This is a genomic window from Bacteroides sp. Phil13 (assembly GCF_001940965.1).
In the GTDB taxonomy this organism is placed as follows: domain Bacteria; phylum Bacteroidota; class Bacteroidia; order Bacteroidales; family Bacteroidaceae; genus Bacteroides; species Bacteroides intestinalis.
Window position 1 is genome coordinate 83567 of the sequence record NZ_MSHA01000072.1, and the last position, 19403, is coordinate 102969.

The 19403-nt window shown below is 40.7% G+C and carries 8 protein-coding genes; 5 read left to right on the forward strand and 3 right to left on the reverse strand.

Translation table 11 applies throughout. The features are described from left to right. Positions 1 to 24: 24 nt before the first annotated feature. Positions 25 to 4224: a hybrid sensor histidine kinase/response regulator transcription factor gene (locus BWI44_RS13410; protein ID WP_286814546.1), complete on the reverse strand. Its 4200-nt coding sequence runs from the start codon at positions 4222 to 4224 to the stop codon at positions 25 to 27. Between the two features lie 353 nt (positions 4225 to 4577). Between BWI44_RS13410 and BWI44_RS13415 the strand changes: the two genes are divergently transcribed. From BWI44_RS13415 to BWI44_RS13435, 5 genes are all read left to right on the forward strand, one after another. Next, entirely contained in the window at positions 4578 to 6608 is a 2031-nt protein-coding gene (locus tag BWI44_RS13415) for a DUF2264 domain-containing protein (RefSeq protein ID WP_195208405.1), read from the forward strand. 91 nt (positions 6609 to 6699) lie between these two features. Further along, positions 6700 to 7842, forward strand: a complete 1143-nt coding sequence (locus tag BWI44_RS13420) for a PDDEXK nuclease domain-containing protein (protein ID WP_229036069.1) — start codon at positions 6700 to 6702, stop codon at positions 7840 to 7842. Between the two features lie 42 nt (positions 7843 to 7884). Further along, positions 7885 to 9015: a radical SAM family heme chaperone HemW gene (gene hemW, locus BWI44_RS13425; protein WP_195208406.1), complete on the forward strand. Its 1131-nt coding sequence runs from the start codon at positions 7885 to 7887 to the stop codon at positions 9013 to 9015. Positions 9016 to 9037: 22 nt separating this feature from the next. Next, positions 9038 to 9580, forward strand: coding sequence for an RNA polymerase sigma-70 factor (locus tag BWI44_RS13430; protein ID WP_195208407.1), 543 nt, complete (start codon positions 9038 to 9040; stop codon positions 9578 to 9580). Between the two features lie 210 nt (positions 9581 to 9790). Continuing rightward, positions 9791 to 14068: a hybrid sensor histidine kinase/response regulator transcription factor gene (locus BWI44_RS13435; RefSeq protein ID WP_195208408.1), complete on the forward strand. Its 4278-nt coding sequence runs from the start codon at positions 9791 to 9793 to the stop codon at positions 14066 to 14068. Between the two features lie 584 nt (positions 14069 to 14652). Here BWI44_RS13435 and BWI44_RS13440 read toward each other — a convergent pair. Next, positions 14653 to 17517, reverse strand: coding sequence for an exo-beta-1,4-galactosidase (locus BWI44_RS13440; protein WP_394368894.1), 2865 nt, complete (start codon positions 17515 to 17517; stop codon positions 14653 to 14655). A gap of 129 nt (positions 17518 to 17646) precedes the next feature. Further along, positions 17647 to 19380, reverse strand: coding sequence for a RagB/SusD family nutrient uptake outer membrane protein (locus BWI44_RS13445; protein ID WP_195208410.1), 1734 nt, complete (start codon positions 19378 to 19380; stop codon positions 17647 to 17649). Between the last annotated feature and the right edge of the window lie 23 nt (positions 19381 to 19403).

Below are 19403 nucleotides of genomic sequence, written 5' to 3' on the forward strand. Positions count from 1 at the left end.
TAAAAAACATTAACAGGATAATTTTTATTCTCCCTCAATAGTTCCACCCGAAGTGAAACGTTCCATATACTCGGAGGGCTGCATACCGATTTCTTTTTTGAAACTACTACTGAAGTAACGCGGGTCATTATATCCCACCGCATACGCCAATTCTGAAATGCGGATGTGTTTCTTTTCTTCCATGATCCGGCAAGCTGCTTTCATACGTATATTACGAATGAATGAAACATAAGTCAATCCGGTTAGCGACTTCAACTTGCGGAAGAAAGTGGATTTGGTGGTATGCATCTCTTCCAAAAAACGGGTCTGATCAAAGTTCGGATCATCCAGATGACGATTCACACAGTCAATGGCACGTTGCAGGAAATCTTCGTCAATGCTGGTATAATTCAATTCCTTGGCTTCGAACACCAGCTGCTTCTTGAAGTCTTTCATCACACGCTCACGAGATTTGAGTAAGTTACCAATACGTGCATGGAGTATGCTCAGGTTAAACGGCTTTGCAATAAATGCGTCTGCACCCGATTCATAGGCTTCTACACGATCTTCTTCTTTACTTTTCGCAGTGAGTAAAATTAGAGGTATATGGGAAGTATCAAAATTACCTTTTACTGCCTTACAAAACTCAATGCCGTCCATTACCGGCATCATTACATCCGAAACTATCAAGTCAATATCAGCAGATTCTACCACTTCAAGAGCTTCTTTGCCATCAGTTGCGGTACATATATCATATTCAGCACCGAGCAATTTCACCATCAATGCCAATAGATCTTCATTATCTTCTACTAATAATAAAGTATGCTTTTTCTCCGACATATTATCCTTGCCTGATACATTTTCTTCTGATGCAGTATCCAAAATTAGAGCTTCTTCCTGAGTAGATATAACTTCATCCAACGTCGAAACAGTAACACTCGTTTCATCTATTTCTTCTTCAGAATAAGCCGAACGCTGAATAGGAAACTCTACTTTGAAAGCTGTCCCTTTACCTTCTTCACTTTCTACAGTAATCGTACCATGATGGAGAGCAATCAAGTCGCGTACCAGTGACAAACCTATTCCTGTCCCTATCGTATTGAATTTCCGGTAATCTCCTTCATAAAAACGCTTGAATAAGTTTTTCTGTGATTCTTCCGGAATGCCGGGCCCATTATCTTTAACCACCAGACAAGCCAACCCGTTCGTTCCATCATGACTCAATTTAATCGCCACTTTACCACCGGGCTTATTGTATTTAGAAGCATTAGAAAACAAATTATACAGAATCTTATCCAGTTTATCCGAATCGAAGAAAGCCAGATACCGTTCCGAATCATTCTGAATCGTAAAATGAATGTCTTTTTTCTTCATTAAAGGGCGGAAACTGTCAAGGCTCCGGCGTACAAACTGTACCAGATCTCCCTGAGATACTTTCAACTTCAGGTTACCTGTCTCCGCTTTCCTGAATTCCAGAATTTGCTGCAGCAAGCGTATCAAACGATTTATATTATGCGTCATCACAGTATACTGTTCCTTATAAACCGGAGCTGTTTGCTTCAATTCATCAACAGAAGCAGAAATAATAGTTAACGGAGTCAGAAGTTCATGTGTAATATTCGTAAAGAACTGCAATTTAGCATGATTAATTTCCTCAGCCTTCGCTTGTTCCATCTCACGCAAATGAAGTGCATTACGTAAACGGATACGGTTGCGAACAATCCGGAAAATATAACAGGAAATACCAATAAATACTAATATATATAAGGTATAAGCCCACCAGGTTTTCCAAGGTGGAGGAAGAATGGTAACTTTCACTGTTTGTACATTCTCGTCCCAGATACCATTGGAATTTGAAGACTTTACATGGAAAGTGTAAGTACCGGGCATCAGGTTATTATAATAAGCAAAACGTTTGGAAGCATCCGTGTACTGCCATCCCACATCGAATCCGTCCAGTCTATAGGCATACTGGTTTCTTTCCGGATTGGCATACTCCATGGCAGAGAACTCAAAGCTAAAGTTATTTTGTTTGTAATCCAAAACAATCTCATCTGTAAACCCGGGCGATAAATCAGAGATTTCCGCACGCTCTTCATCAGACAAGGAAGTCCACGACTGATTAAACACTTTAATATTAGTAATCACGACCGGAGAAGAAAAGACCTGTTCATCCTGTTCATCCGGATAAAAGCTATTGTATCCCCGATGTCCGCCAAAAAATAATTCACCATCCGGGGCTTCACATGACGCCCCTCTATTAAACAGATTATCCTGCAAACCATCTGAAGTGGTATAAAGACGGTATGTTACATTCTGCAAATCCTTTGGCACAGTAAGCTTCAATAATCCTGCATTTGTTCCCAACCAAAGATCCCCTTTCTTATCACTCTGAATACTGGTTACTGCATCTCCCGGCAGATTCCACAACTTATGTACTGGTAAGAATCGATCTTCTACGGCGTCATACAAACTTAAGCCACTTCCCCCGGTTCCAACCCAGATACGCCCCTCAATATCCTTATATATGCAATCTGCATAATTACTGTTCAGTTTCCCATTAACTACAGAATAAGCCGAAAGCGTATATCCATTTAACGAGTGTCCACTACCCTGAATACGAACCACTCCATGCGTATTAGACGCCATCCACATTTCACCATTACCCCCCTCGGTTAGTTGCATAGCAACCATATCCTGTATGGCAACTCCTCCTACTTTCAAAGAATCAATCCGTACCGGGGTACCATCCGCTGCACGCATCGACACTCCTCCCCTCGTAGCAAACCAAAGGTTTTGCTTAGAGTCTTCATAAATATCATAAATACAAGAATTACACATCCACGGAGCATTTCCCGAATTATGTGCCTTCACACGCTTGCCGACAGGGGCTTGCTTATCAAGTTCGTAGGCTCCTCCATTGTACACACCAATCCAAATATGACCGGTAGTAGGAGATTGCATAATAGACATTACCGTTGAAATTCCCTCATATGACATAAAATCAGGCATCTGATTATAGTGAATAAATTTTCCAGTCTGGCGGTCCTTCACCCCAAAACCGTAAGTACTGATCCCCATCCAAAGCTGTCCATCATCATCCAACAAAAGACTACGTACTGAATTGCTTTTCAACATCCGTCTGGTTTCAGTTAGACGGTCCAGACTAAATTTTGCTCTACGAGTATTCACCATATTCACCCCACCTCCAATCATGCCAATCCACATGATACCTTGTCGATCACGCAACAACGAAGCAACTTCACTGCTGGTTATCGTATTTTCCGATTCACCGGAATAACAATTCTCAAATCCCGAAAAAACAATCGGCCCATTCTGTAGAGGAAGAATACTCAAACCACTACGCGTTCCTACCCATAAAGAATGGGTATTCACATCTTCTGAAATGGCATAGATAAGATTATCTGAAATTGTATAAGGCTGCTTTTCATTATGGGTAAATGTAGTCCAAGTAGTTCTCTCCGGATCATAAGCATTGTGTAGTAAATGCAAACCCGATCCCCATGTACCGACCCATATATTCTTGTAACTATCCTGAAACACTACATGAGCGGAATTTCCAGAGTTCATCTTCGGATACTTCCAATATTTACCGGTTTTCTTCTCATAACGATACAGACCACTATTCCAGGTGCCAATCCAAATATCTCCTCTATCATCCTCAAATAAAGACTTTATAGTGGCTCTTGGGAATCCCCCTCCGGTATTACTTGTGTCATAAGCTAAAAAGCTGTTATCAATTTCCTTATACTCATAAAGTCCTATTTCCGTGGCAAACAGAATACGTTGATCACTCGTTACCAATATTTGTGATATACCTGTACTTGACAATTCTGCATTTTCTATCTTACGAACTTCTCCAGTGCGTTTATCCAATACATTCAATCCACTATAAGTTCCAATCCATAATCTATGGCAAGAATCCTCCGCTACACAAAATATGTTGTTACTGGACAACAGATCCGGGCAATAAAGATTCGATTTATAAGTAGTGATAGAATAACCATCATACTGAAAAAGTCCGTTACGGGTAGATATCCAGATATAGCCGTCCCGGTCTTGATAGACCGATTGCACATCTTTACTGGACAAGGTATTCAATATAGATGAAGACCTAAATGCCAAAGAATTATGTTGGGGCATTATCACTGCCTGACACATCAAAGGGAAAAATATTCCAAAGCAAAAAATGAAACTCCAGATTTTATCTTTCATAGTTAGCATTAGATTCCAATATAATTAATAACCGCAGACAAATATACGTAAATATATATAAAAATATCTTATCCATTGGTAATTTTTTATTTCAATCATTCTATAATGAGCCATACCTAAGATATACTTGCTCCGCACCAACCCCGTACTTTCTCCGTCCAGAGGTACTTCTGAGTGGAGAATGTACGGAGCAAGTACGCTTTGGATAAGGCTCAAGTAAGGAGTGGATAGGAACAAAAGAAATAGGTTTGGTCTAAAATTCACCCTTTTTGAGCTCAAAATGGTCATTAAAATAGCATGGAAAGTATTTTCTTTGCAGAGAGAAATAAATAAGAATATTCTTACCATATAATACACACGCTATGATGAAAATTGCCTTTTCTAAAATGACCAAGGGATTATTACTGTTTGTTTTTTTAGTATCTCTAAACGCAAACGCATCCTTATCACAAGCCAAAAATGATTCCGTATTTCATTTAGTTAAACCGGATTATCAGCTGAGTCCACTGACGGGCATGACTCGCCAACATTGGATGGATGCAGCAACCTATTTATTGGACGGAGCATTCAGCTACATCCACACATTGGATGATCCGATGCGTTTCCCCAAACAACCGGGAAAGAGCTATCCAACGGATGGAAAGTTCAACAAGACAGAAAATCTGGAAGGACTTTGCCGCACTATGTTTATAGCAATTCCTCTATTAAAAGAAAATCCGGATTTGGTATTGAATGGAATCAAGGTCGGAGATTATTACCGGCAACAGTTGCGCAATATGAGTGATCCGTCGAAATCCGGATACATTCAACATCTCAAAGGTGGGCCAAGCCAGACACTTGTAGAATTCGGAGCACTTGCCCTGTCGCTTACCGTAATGCCTGAGATTATCTGGGAACCACTGACTCAAAAGGAGAAAGATGATCTTGCCGCATTAATGCTTAGTTATGGCAACGGACCGACAATCGGTTCTAACTGGCGCTTCTTCAATATATTCGTCATGTCTTTCTTCAAAGATCAGGGTTATGAAGTAAAAGACGGGTATATGGATGAATTGCTGCAAAAATCACTGGCACAATATCGTGGGTACGGATGGTATAATGACAGCCCGGCCTATGACTATTATAGTATGTGGGCTTTCCAGATGTATGGTATGATTTGGGCACATTATTACGGTGAGAAGTTTAATCCTGAAGCCGGACGTCAGTTTGTCAGCAACTTCCGTGATTTGGTTCCTAACTATCCTTATATGTTTGCTGAGGATGGTAAAATGAATATGTATGGACGCAGTATTACGTACCGCATAGCTGCTGCTGTGCCTTTCCCGCTGATGGGATGGCTCAATGATCCGTCTATCAACTATGGCTGGATGCGCCGCATTGCTTCTTCTACCCTGCTTCAATTCCTTGAGAATCCAGCATTGATGGAAGACCGGGTACCCACACTGGGATTCTACGGAGCTTTTGAGCCTGCCGTACAGATTTATAGTTGTCGTGGCAGCGTTTACTGGATGGGAAAAGCATTTCTTGGATTATTATTGCCTGCTGATAATCCGTTTTGGACAGCTGTCGAGAATAACGGAGCTTGGGAAAAAGAGTTTCAACCCGGCAAGGTGTACAATAAGTTCATGGAAGGCTCTAATACCTTGGTGACTAACTATCCCAATAGCGGCACTTCGGAAATACGTGCATGGTGTCATGAAACAGTTGCTAAAGACTGGCAGAAATTCCGTTCTACCGAGAATTACAATAAACTGTCTTACAACACGGCATTTCCCTGGATGGCAGACAGTCCGGATGGCAAAGTGTCCATGAACTATGCTGTGCTAAATGCCAAACAAGAATGGGAAGTACTGCGCCTCTACACCTTCAAGAAGTTTGAAGATGGAATTTATTACCGGGATGCAGAACTTGAAACAAACCCGGAAATCAAATTCCGCCTGGCAGAAATTCCACTTCCTAACGGCATTCTGCGCGTAGACAAAGTTTCTTTCCCGATTACGACAGAATTACGTTATGGACACTATTCATTACCGGAATTAGATAGTCCCATTGTTACAAAGAAGCAAAAGGCCGGAGGATATACCGCCTACTGCATGGATAATGGAGCCTATCAAACAGCGCTTATCAATCTTCAAGGTTGGTCGGAAGTGGAATGCGTACAGACTGAAGGACTGCATCCGGTAAGTAACAGATGCTCAGTAATCAATGCTACCGCTACTCATTCCGGTGATAAAGTCTTCATCACACTGCAATTATGGAAAAAGAGTGGCAAGCCATTTACTAAAAAGGAACTGACACCTGTAAAGACCTTCAAACAGACCGGAGACACTATAACCATTTATTTCTCTGACGGAACGGTGAAGACGGTTTTGCAACACCAGATAAAAAAGTAAACTTATTCAAATAAGAACTTTTTTGGATGAACAGATGAAATTAGGGTAACATCTTGGCTGTAATAAAATCAATCACTAACTTTGCACAAATATGGAAAATAAGAATAACCCAATGACTAATTATGGTGAGGCTGTAGAAACCATTAAAGTCGCCATATTGCAAAGTCAATACATGGCGGCTAAAGCTGTAAATTCCAGCCAATTATCCTTATATTATGGTGTCGGACAATATGTATCGCAAAACTCTCGAAAAGGTTTTTGGGGAACGAGTGCTATAGAAAATATCAGTAGACAGCTTCAAAAAGAGTTGCCGGGACTTAGGGGCTTCTCTGCTGCAAATATCAAATTCATGCGCCAATTTTATGAAGCATGGTGTAATGATATTAAATCGCTAACCGTAGTTAGCGAAACAGATAAATACGATTCGCTAACTACGGTTAGCGAAATTGATGCAAACCAACTAAAGAATACAAATGCAATACACGAAGGAGTCTTGTTTTCTGATTTTCTTTCATTGGGATTTACTCACCACATGATTATAGCTCGTGAAATAAAATCAACAGAAGAACGTTTTTTCTATATTCATCAAGCAGTAGCTAACAAATGGAACAAGTTTCTTCTACATGAATATATTAAAGAGGACCTATTTCACCACCAAGGCATATTACCTAATAATTTTCCTAATACGATTTCCGATACTCGTTCAGCATTGAAGGCCATAGAAATGTTCAAGGATGAATATTTATTGGATTATATCAATGTAGAAGAATTGATGGAGCGGGACAAAGAAGATATTGATGAGAAAATTGTAGAGCAAGCTATTGTTCATAATGTTAAGAAATTCATTATGACTTTTGGGCGTGATTTTACTTTTGTAGGCAACCAGTACCATCTTGAAGCTTTCGGCATAGAACATTTTCCCGATCTCTTATTCTTCAATCGAGAACTGAATGCTCTTGTTTGCGTGGAATTAAAAAAAGGAGAGTTCAAACCAGCATATTTGGGCCAGCTTACCACTTATTTACGTTTGTTGGATGACCAGATACGTAAACCGCATGAAAATCCATCTATTGGTATTGTACTCTGTAAAAGTGCCAATCGGGAATATGTAGAGTATGTCATTCAAGACTATAACAAACCTATGGGAGTTGCGACTTATAAGACCTCAAGTGATATGCCGGAGAAGCTACGTAATGCTCTTCCAGACACTGAAGAACTAAAAAAAATATTATAATATATTTCGTTTTTCAATGACAAAAAAGGATACTAACAGATTATGGCAGGCATCTACATACATATCCCCTTCTGCAAGACACGTTGCATTTATTGCGATTTCTATTCCACCACACGTTCGGAATTGAAATCGCAATATATCCGTGCCCTTTGCCGGGAGTTGACGGAACGCAAGGAATATCTGAAAGGAGAAGCTGTTGAAACCATTTATTTCGGCGGAGGTACGCCGTCACAGTTATCGGAGGAAGACTTTAAAGAGGTTTTCAAAACGGTTGAGCAGGTTTACGGAACGAGGGAAGTAACAGAAATAACTCTTGAAGCAAATCCCGATGACCTTACGGAAGAATATACCCAAATGCTACGTATCCTACCGTTCAACCGCATCAGCATGGGAATACAAACTTTCGATGATGCAACACTACGATTATTGAACAGGCGGCATAACGCCGCACAAGCAATAGAAGCAGTACAACGCTGTCGGCAAGCAGGTTTTCAAAACATCAGCATCGATCTGATTTATGGTTTGCCCGGAGAGTCGGACCAACGCTGGGCACAGGATTTACAGCAAGCAGTCAGTCTTAACGTGGAGCATATTTCCGCTTATCATCTGATTTACGAAGAAGGTACCCTTCTTTACAAAATGCTGCAACAACACTCTGTATCTCAAGTGGACGAGGACAGTAGTCTGAACTTCTTCTCCACATTGATAGACACTCTTTCTGCTGCCGGATACGAGCATTATGAGATTTCTAACTTCTGCAAACCTGAAATGTATTCCCGACACAATACTTCTTATTGGCAAGGTATCCCTTATCTGGGATGCGGTCCGTCCGCACATTCCTTTGATGGAGACTCGCGCGAATGGAATGTAGCTTCACTAAATCAGTACCTTTCATCTGTAGAACAGGGGCAACGTCTACACGAAACAGAACAACTGGACACACGAACCCGCTACAATGAACACATCATCACAGGTCTGCGCACAATGTGGGGAATATCTACTGAAGAACTGAAAAGCAAGTTCGGCGACCGGCTCTGGAAATATTGTTCGGAGCAAGCCAGACCTTATCTGGAAAATGGGAAACTAGAGTTGCATAACGATCGGTTAAAGCTAACCAGGGAGGGCATTTTCGTCTCAGACGGTATCATGAGTGACCTCTTGAAGATAGATTAACTACATATTTTAGAAAGACAATATGACAGAACAGGAAGTCAGAAGACATCTACGGAAAATGAGCGAGCAGGACTCCCAGTCTGCTTTCCGAGAATTCTATGATATGACGTACGACCGCCTGTTCCGCATTGCTTACTACTATACCCATCACGAAGAATGGTCACAAGAGATCGTACTCGATGTTTTCATGAAACTTTGGGAACATCGTAAACAGCTATTAGATGTAACTAATATCGAAGATTACTGTTTCATACTCGTGAAAAATGCTTCTCTCAATTATATAGAAAAAGAGGAACGCCGTCCTACCCTATCAGCTGAAGTTTTACAAGAACCAGCAGACCAGGATGTATCTCCCGAAGATACTCTTATCAGCGAAGAACTGTTTGCCCGTTACGTAAAAGCCCTCGACCGATTACCGGAGCGTTGCCGGGAAGTTTTTATCCTGATTCGCGAAGAAAAACAGACATACGCACAGGTAGCAGAAAAGCTCGATATCAGTACAAAAACGGTGGACGCGCAATTGCAGAAGGCAACGAGCAGGCTAAAAGAGATGTTATTGAAATAGTTCATTATACAGGATATCCCCTTCTGTATGCTATTCTACAGCTATAAATGACAGATTTTACAGGTATATGTACGATTATTCATGGTACTTTATTTCTTGTTGGCTACTTTTGCTACCCAATAAAAGTGAATTCATATAAATCAATTCATTTTTTTATTCTAATATTCTAATTACTTTTGTTTGCCATTTATTAATAATCTTGGAATCTATATGAAACACATAATTTTATTAGCCCTCATATCCCTGGTTACTCTTAATCCCAACGCCTATGGTGAAATTGAACTTCGGGCCAAACAAATGAGAACCACCGATGGACTTCCCAGTAATTCCATTCGTAATATATACCAAGACAGTAAAGGATTCCTATGGTTAGGTACCTTGAACGGGCTTAGTCGCTACGATGGTAATTCTTTTCTTAACTTCCAACCGGAAATTAACACCAACGGACGTATTTCGTTGATAGACAACCGAATCAACAAAGTAATAGAGGATCAGAACGGCTTCCTTTGGATAGGTACAGGACCTGAATTATATAGCTGTTATGACTTACAAAAAAGCCGTTTTGTGGATTTCACCGGAAGCGGAGAATATGAGCAAAATTATGCATATTCATTATTTGCCTCTAACGGAGACATATGGCTATACCACAAAGCAAATGGTGCACGACACATTAAAACTAAAAGTGACCGGACCATGACTTCCGTAGAATTTAAAACCGAACGTGGAAATCTGCCGGATAATAGAGTTCAATTTATAAAAGAAGATGAAGCCGGTCGTATATGGATTGGTACGATGCGTGGGCTTGCATTCATTTCTAAAGGAGATTTTAATATAATAGACAGGAAGAACAATTTTATAGCTGCCATTACACACGAACGGGATATGTTCTTCCTGACGGATGACGGCTATATATATTGGTATAATACCACCTCTGGAAAACTATCCAAATCGGCAGAACTTCCTGCCGGAAAAATACGTTCCAACTGTAAATTTGCATTTAAAAATCAATGGATTATTTTCACTTCCACGGGTACATACAATTATGATTTCAACTCTCATAAGGTGACAACTGATCCCAAACTGAACATCAAAGAAGGTATTGTACTCAGTGATAACCGTGATAACTATTGGGTATTCAATCATACAGGGAAAATCTACTATATTCTTTCAGAAACAGGAGAAACAAAAGAACTACAACTAATACCCAAAGATAAATTAAGCTATATTGATAATGAACGTTATCATATAGTACATGACTCCCGAGGAATAATTTGGATTTCAACTTACGGCAATGGTTTATTCGCCTACAAGCCATCTGAAGATAAATTAGAACACTTCGTTTCTAATACAAAAGATTCTCCCATCGGTTCGGACTTCCTATTGGCCATTATGGAGGACAAGGCGGGAGCTATTTGGGTAAGTTCCGAACATTCCGGATTATCACGCATCACAATATCCAATGAAGGGATAACCCGCATCTATCCGGAGTCTCCGGATCTCTTCGACCGTTCGAATACCATTCGAATGTTGAGTCGGACGGACGATGGAAATATATGGATAGGAACTCGAAGAGGAGGATTATATAATTATGATATTCATTTAAAACCTCAATATAATAATCAGTACCTCCATTCCAATGTTTATTTTATTACTGAGGATGATCGTGGAAAACTTTGGATGGGAACCCGAGGAGAAGGATTAAAAATAGGAGATACATGGTATAAAAATATTCCTTCCGATCCATCATCATTAGCAAACGATCATATTTTCTCTATTTATCGTGATAAAAAGGACCGTATGTGGATAGGTACATTTGGAGGAGGCTTGGATCTGGCCGAACCGACAGCCGATGGCAAGTATAAATTCCGCCATTTTTTCCAGCAAAAGTATGGATTAAAAATGGTAAGAGACCTGTTAGAAGATGAAAACGGTATGATATGGATGGGTACCAGCGAAGGATTTTGCATTTTCCATCCAGACTCACTGATTGCCAATAGTGACAATTATCATTTATTCAATAACGTAAATGGTAAATTCTGTTCTAATGAAATCAGATGTCTGTTCCGTGATAGTAAAGGAAGGATGTGGGTAGGAACTTCCGGGGCTGGAATCAATCAATGTACTCCTACAGATAACTATAACTCTCTGGAATATGAACACTACGGAATACCGGAAGGGCTGGTAAATAATGTGGTAATGTCTATCGAAGAAGACAACCAGGGAAAACTATGGATAGCAACAGAATATGGTATTTCCAAATTCACTCCCGAAAACCATTCGTTTGAGAATTACTTCTTCTCCTCCTATACACTGGGAAATGTTTATACGGATAATTGTTCATGTAAAGGAGCAGATGGGAAACTTCTTTTCGGAACAAATTATGGCTTAACAGTTATCGACCCGAAGAAGATGCTGGGAAATGAAGCTTTCTCCCCCATTGTCTTTACCAATTTAAAAATCAATGGAATCCAAATGAATCCCGAAATGAAAGATTCTCCCTTGGCAGAACAATCTTTGGCGTATTCCGATAAAATCACTTTAAAATATTTTCAAAACTCCTTTATTCTAGACTTCTCCACTTTCGATTATTCGGACAATGGACAGACTAAATATCGATATTGGTTAGAGAACTACGATAAAGGATGGAGTGACCCTTCTTCATCAAGTTCTGCGGCTTTCAAATATCTCAATCCCGGCACTTATACTCTCCATGTGAAATCTTGCAATGGAGCCGGTATCTGGAATAACGACGAAACTATTTTAAAGATAGTTATTGTCCCTCCATTCTGGAAAAGTAGCTGGGCCATGTTAGGATATGTCATTCTAATCATAGTAGTCTTGTTTTTTGCCTATCGCATTGCCAGCAATTTCAATCAATTACGCAACCGCATCCATGTAGAGGAGCAATTGACAGAATACAAATTAGTATTCTTCACTAATATTTCCCACGAATTCCGTACTCCTCTCACATTGATTCAAGGCGCATTGGAGAAGATACAGCGCATTAGCAATATTCCGAATGAGCTGACCTCTCCATTGCATATAATGAATAAAAACACCCAGCGTATGCTGAGACTTATCAACCAGTTACTGGAATTCCGAAAAATGCAGAATAATAAGTTAGCATTGTCACTGGAAGAAACAGATGTTATCGGCTTCCTTTATGAGATATTCCTCAGTTTCGGTGATGTAGCAGAACAGAAAAATATGAAATTCCTTTTCAAGTCATCCCTGCCATCTTATAAGATGTTCATCGATAAAGGAAACCTGGATAAAGTGACTTACAATTTATTATCGAATGCTTTCAAATACACCCCTGCCAATGGTACCATCATTTTTTCTATACAGGTAGATGAGGCAAAGAAAACTATACACATTCAAGTCTCTGATACAGGAGTAGGCATTCCTAAAGAAAAACAACATGAGCTATTCAAACGCTTTATGCAAAGCAGTTTCTCAGGTGATAGCATCGGAGTTGGATTACATCTTACGCATGAATTGGTACAAGTGCATAAAGGCACCATCGAATATAATGATAATGAAGGGGGAGGCTCTATTTTCACAGTTTGTCTTCCTACCGACAAGACAGTTTATACAGAGAAAGATTTCCTTATTCCCAGCAATGTGTTATTAAAAGAAATAAATGAACAAACACCCGCTTTGAGTGAACGTGCTCCAGCCACTTTAGAATCTCCTCAACCAGCAATTCCTCTGAATAAACGAAAGGTGCTGATTATTGAAGATGATAATGACATTCGTGAACTGTTGAAAGAAGAAATTGGCACTTACTTTGAAGTAGAGGTGGCAGTAGATGGAACATCCGGCTTTGAAAAAGCCCGTACTTATGATGCCGACTTAATCATTTGTGATGTTCTGATGCCTGGAATGAGTGGGTTTGAAGTTACTAAAAGATTGAAATCAGACTTTGCAACCAGTCATATTCCTATCATTTTATTAACTGCACTCAGTTCTCCGGAAAAACAATTGGAAGGAATTGAATCCGGTGCAGATGCTTATATATCCAAACCATTCAGCATTAAATTCCTGCTGGCACGGGCATTCCGCCTTATAGAACAACGGGAAAAACTCCGCGAGAAGTTCTCCAACGAACCGGGTATTATACATGCAGCCATGTATTCCACCGATCGTGATAAAGAATTTACCGACCGTCTGGACATCATATTAAAAGCCAACATTTCGCGTTCTGATTTCTCAGTAGAAGAGTTTGCCCAACTTATGAAACTGGGACGTACGGTATTCTATAAAAAGATACGAGGTATAACCGGATACTCACCCAACGAATATTTACGTATCATGCGTATGAAAAAAGCAGCGGAATTATTGTTATCGGAAGAGCACCTTACGGTAGCAGAAGTGGCTTACAAAGTCGGCATAAACGATCCGTTCTATTTTAGTAAATGCTTTAAAGGCCAGTTTGGCATATCACCTTCTGTATATCAAAAGGGAGGTACCCCCCGGGAAGAATAGGAATAAATTACAATATTACATATATCCGGTTGCGGGATCTGTAGATCTGACACGTCAGCCATATAGATCCTGTAATAGAACACTTAGGAACAATAAGAAGGATGGGAGGAAAGCCGTATGAAAACTTGGCCTTGCTTTATTATTTTTGTTCTTTTGCCCATAGCAAAACTTCGCCCCGCAATTGCGGGCTACACATTTTCCGGTTGGGGGCTCTGCAGCCCGCAACTGCGGAACGGACGGCCCCCAACCGGAAAACGAGGTTTTGCTTCCGGCATAACGGCATTAACCTTAAAGCTTTAGGGGAAAAAGATAAGAGCATATCAGGTTTTACATCTGTCATTCAGCTCTTTATACAATGAGAGTATGAGGGGCGACTCCTCAACTCCCAATGAAGTGATGCCCTTTTTAACTCCTGAAATGAATAATTCAGGCTAAAAAACATTCTTCTTCATCTGTTTTACGGTGTAGGATAAAAGTTTCCTACACCGTCCTACACCACTGCCTACACCGGCTATATATCTGATAATCAAAAGAGAACGATAGCGAGTGTAGGATGTAGGGAATATGGATGAAAACCATTTTCATCAGTTTATTTTCGGCTTCAATTCATCCGGAGATCCTTTTGTATATGATTTCACATCACCTGCCACTTTTTTAAATAAATCATTGATCCGTTCCGGCTCTATTGTATACATCGGACGGAAATGATCAGAATTCATATAATCCAGAATCGCTTTATGCATCTGTCTGGCAACAATACGTTCGTCAGTATTTGTAGTAAGGTCCATGGTAGACATTATCAATTTACCATTGAGCACTTTAGCTTCAAACAACATACCAATCTTCCGGCTCAGAAACCAAGTGTCTATGCTCTGGATTGTAGGTTGAAAATCGGCAGGAAAGTCAGTGAACTGCATCACTTGGGCACGATTCAAAAGTTCCCACCACTGCAAATTACTATGATATTCCGTTGGAAACTCACGGAACAAAGGGTGCTTGGGATTTACCAGAATGCCTGTAGTATGCGGAGGACGCATTTTAAACCAAGATGTATTCCAAAAAACAGGTGTGAACATCTGAGACACCTCTTTCCCATAACTGACTTTACCGGCAGCAAGTATTAAGACTTTTCCTCCATTTTGCAAGATATCTAAAGCCTCAGTATCTAACGTATCCGTAGTATAAACATCTTTCTGTACCAGTTCCACCTCTTTGGGATATACCCAGAAATTCCAATCATTTACAGCTTCAGTACCCTCAATACGAACTTCCAGATTTAATTCCGTCGGTTTCTTTATCTCCCCAAGAGGAAATTCGATATGCCCCAAAGCATGAAGATTACCGATAGGAATGTCCTTATTCCCTAACGTATTGCGAGTATAAACTTTACCGTACACATCCTTTATGGTATACGTCACTGGAGCATGTTTTAAAGCTTTCTCACCGAAATGAGCAATTTCAATATCAGCAACGAATGCCTCATCATTCGTATATACAAACTTGTCCGTACGCATCAATGGTACAGTGGGTGAGCAGAACCGCCTCCATTCTTGTGCATTAATATATCCTTTCTCTTCAAAGAAAACATCAAGTACTCCTACAAGTGCCGTCCCCTGTCCTGAATAATCATTCAAAGCCAATAGTTGGAATCCTGCATAGTCAGGAGTACGCAGTGTCTTTTCTATCTCATACTTATAACATAACGCTTGCAATTTACCCGATGCCATCATAAAACAATGCGCTTGTTCTCCCATCTGGTTATCGTTCAGAATATCACGGAATATTTCAAAATTCCTGGCTTTGTTCACTCCGGTATATTTCCGTATCTCGTTAAAGTTAGGGAATACACACCACTGCCCTGTCTCATGTGATACATACGGCTGACTCACTGTATCAATGCGGCTCTGCATGTGATAGTCATCGTTAGTTTGCGGACGCTTCTGCCTCCAGGTAAGTCCACGAGCACCAGCCTTCACATGATATTGATTACGGGGTTGCCATTGCCATCCGCCACCAACTGATGCTCCTGTATATACTCTACGCGGATCTGTATTCTCCCAATAATCCACGAATTTGGTAACCCAGTCCACCCAACGTCCGCTCGGCTCATTTCCACATGCCAACATACAATAAGAAGCATAATTACCATAAGCTTTGGTCAGTGCTATGGTTTCATCCATTAAATATTTATCGATTGGTTGACCTAATCCCAGTTTCGGACCATGATTAGGCCAACTCGGACCTTCAGGCTGCAAATAGAATCCCACAAGGTCGGCAGCTATGAAAGCTGCTTCAGGAGGACAGAAAGAATGAAACCGCATATGATTCAGTCCATAACTACGACAAATGCGAAAAACCCTTTCCCAACTTTCCACATCCATAGGTGCATAACCAGTTAAAGGGAAATCGCAGTTTTCCACTGTTCCGCGTAACATAGTCTTACGACCGTTTACATAGAACCATTTACCTTTAATTTCGAAGCGACGCATACCAAACTGAATCTCTTTTACTTCTTTCTCTTTCCCTTTGTCGGTACTGATTTCAGCCGTCAGTTTATACAATGCCGGATTAAATTCATCCCAAAGCAACATATCATCTCCCATAGATAAAACAATCTCTTGCTCCGCGATGCCATTCATCACTTTTACATCGTGGGTAACAGTCGGAAGTACATGACGCCGTTCCGTATTAAAGCTCCTGGCTGACAGCTTCACCTGAGCAATTGCAGTATTTTTATCCGAGGATTTTATCAGAAGTTTCACTCTTGCCACCTTTTGCTCCGGTTCCGGATATACCTGAATATCTTCTAAATAAACCTTTGGAGTAGTCTGCAAACAGATACGTCCTACTATTCCATTCCAGTTTCCCTGCGTTTGATCGGTGATACTGTGTGAATCTGGTCCTACATTTATATCTTTGATACGATTATCTATCCGAATAGCTATCTTGCATTTACCAGGGCTCATAAACTGTGTAACATCATATACATGCGCCACACATAAACTATTCTGCATTCCTACTTTATGACCATTCACCCAAACAGTAGACTCAATATGCGGACGTTCCAGAAACAGCACAATACGGTCTTTCTTCCAATCTTTAGGAAGATTAATTTCTTTTTGGTACCACGCTACTCCTACATAATGTTTATCAGGAGTTAAGAAGAAGGGTAGCTTCACATTTCCTTCTCTGCGATACTTCTCCATATACGGATTGTAGTAATAAGAACTATCATAAAGACTCCCAGTCCACTGAGTACGAATCGTTACATCATCTCCCTTTAATCTTTCGGGCATTGAACCGGGTAACTCAATCACATCTTTTAGTGCTTGATTAAACCACTTTTCTTTCTCTCCTATATCCTGCCTGTCTATTTCAAAATTCCAGTCTCCGGATAAATCAATTGTCTTCTGCGCTCCCATCTGAAGAACGGATAGAAGCGACAGCATAATTAATAGTATTTTTCTCATAATTAGTATATTATTATTTATACGAAAAGAGAGCGGCTTCACAGTCGCTCTTCTTTCTTGATTGAATTCAATCTCTACCTTACATAACTTTTGTTTAAAATATATCTTTTATTCCCAACCCGGATTCTGTGTCAAATTTGGATTTTTCGATCTTTCTGACTGAGGAATCGGAAACAAATACATCTTGTCATCCCATTGGCGTGATACATTCTTGCGCATGTAAGTAATGTTTCCATCGGCTTCCTTAACCAGCTTCATTTCAACAATATTCTTGAAATATTTGTCAGCCTCTTTCCAACGACGAACATCCCAGAAACGATGGCCTTCGAAAGCCAGTTCAACAAAGCGTTCGTTACACAACTTAGTCCAGAATGTATTGGCATCCATTCCTTGTTCAAAGTCCGGCATACCGGCACGTTGGCGTGTCTTGCTGGCAGCAGCACGGGCCGACATCGGGAATTCCATGCTGGTAATATCTGCGCCACCCAGATACTTGAATACAGCTTCTGCATAATTCAAATAAACTTCGCCCAGACGGAAAGTCAGCCAAGTATGGCGAGACTCCTTAAACTTGCTGTTGCTGGCCAATGAGATGGCACCGTTACAAAGTTTTTTGAGGTAATATCCTGTCGGTGTAGCGCCAGTCAAAGGCTCACCATTGATGCCTCCCTGGAATGTTTCAATCTTAGCGGCACCGGAATAAGTAGGCCATTGATCACCGTTTACAGCTACCGTAGCTGCCAGACGCGGATCGCGATCCTGATAAGGATTTTTTTCATCATATCCCGAGCCGTCTTCACCGATCGATTTACCATTGAGCATATCGTAAGCATCGACTAAATTCTGAGTAGGACAGTTTCCCCCCTTACCACCCTCAATGCCCACAGGGTAATTGTTGGTTTCCACTAAGTTGTCACCGGATGAACTTTTATAATAACGGCGACCGTAGAGGATTTCCTTCATAATGCCGGGCGTATTGAAACTTCCGGCATCCCACAAATCCGCATAGTTAGCAGTAAGGCCTTTGCCACGTTTATCAGCAGCATCGAGCAACTCTTTAGCATACAAAGCTGCCATATGATAGCGTTCCTTGTCACCACTTGGATTGAACAGCGGGCTGGCCCAATACAAGGCAGCACGGGCTTTCAATGCGAGCACGGCAAGTCGGTCCGCGCGACCGGTCTCTTCCGTACCTGTGGAAAATTCTCCCAGATTACTGTAATCTTCGATAATCAATGATTGAATTTCCGCACATTCATCTATGATAAACTTAAAGACTTCATCCGCCGAAGTCCGTTCTAACGAATTGACTTCTTCTGCCGTGATTTGTTTGGTCACCAAAGGCACATCACCATATTGGCGAACCAAGCAGAAATAGAAGTAAGCACGCATAAAACGGCTTTCATACTTGTAGTTCTCATAACGGTGAAGTTGGGCGGCATAGTCGCTGTTCAGCTTCAGTTCATCGAATGACAAGCCCTGCAATTCGTAAATCACGTGGTTGCAAGTACTGATGCCTTTATACATGCTACTCCAGACTGACGCTTTCGCATTGGTAGGACTCCAAGCTCCATTGTAGAAGTGCTCGATACCATTGCCCCCAAGACTGTACTCACTTTCGTCTGTAGCAGACGCCTGCATGGCGCCCGATGAGTAGTTACCGAAGTCATAGTCCACGGTATTGTAGATGTCGGTCATGAATCCACCTACATTACCGAAGTTCTGTGTTATATAGTCCTTGTCGAAGATGTTGTACTCATTGTAATTCATCTGATCAGAACATGAAGCCAAGCATCCGGCTGCACACACGACAAAGACAGATTTCCATATTTTATTGATCATAATTCTAATGTATTAATTCGTTC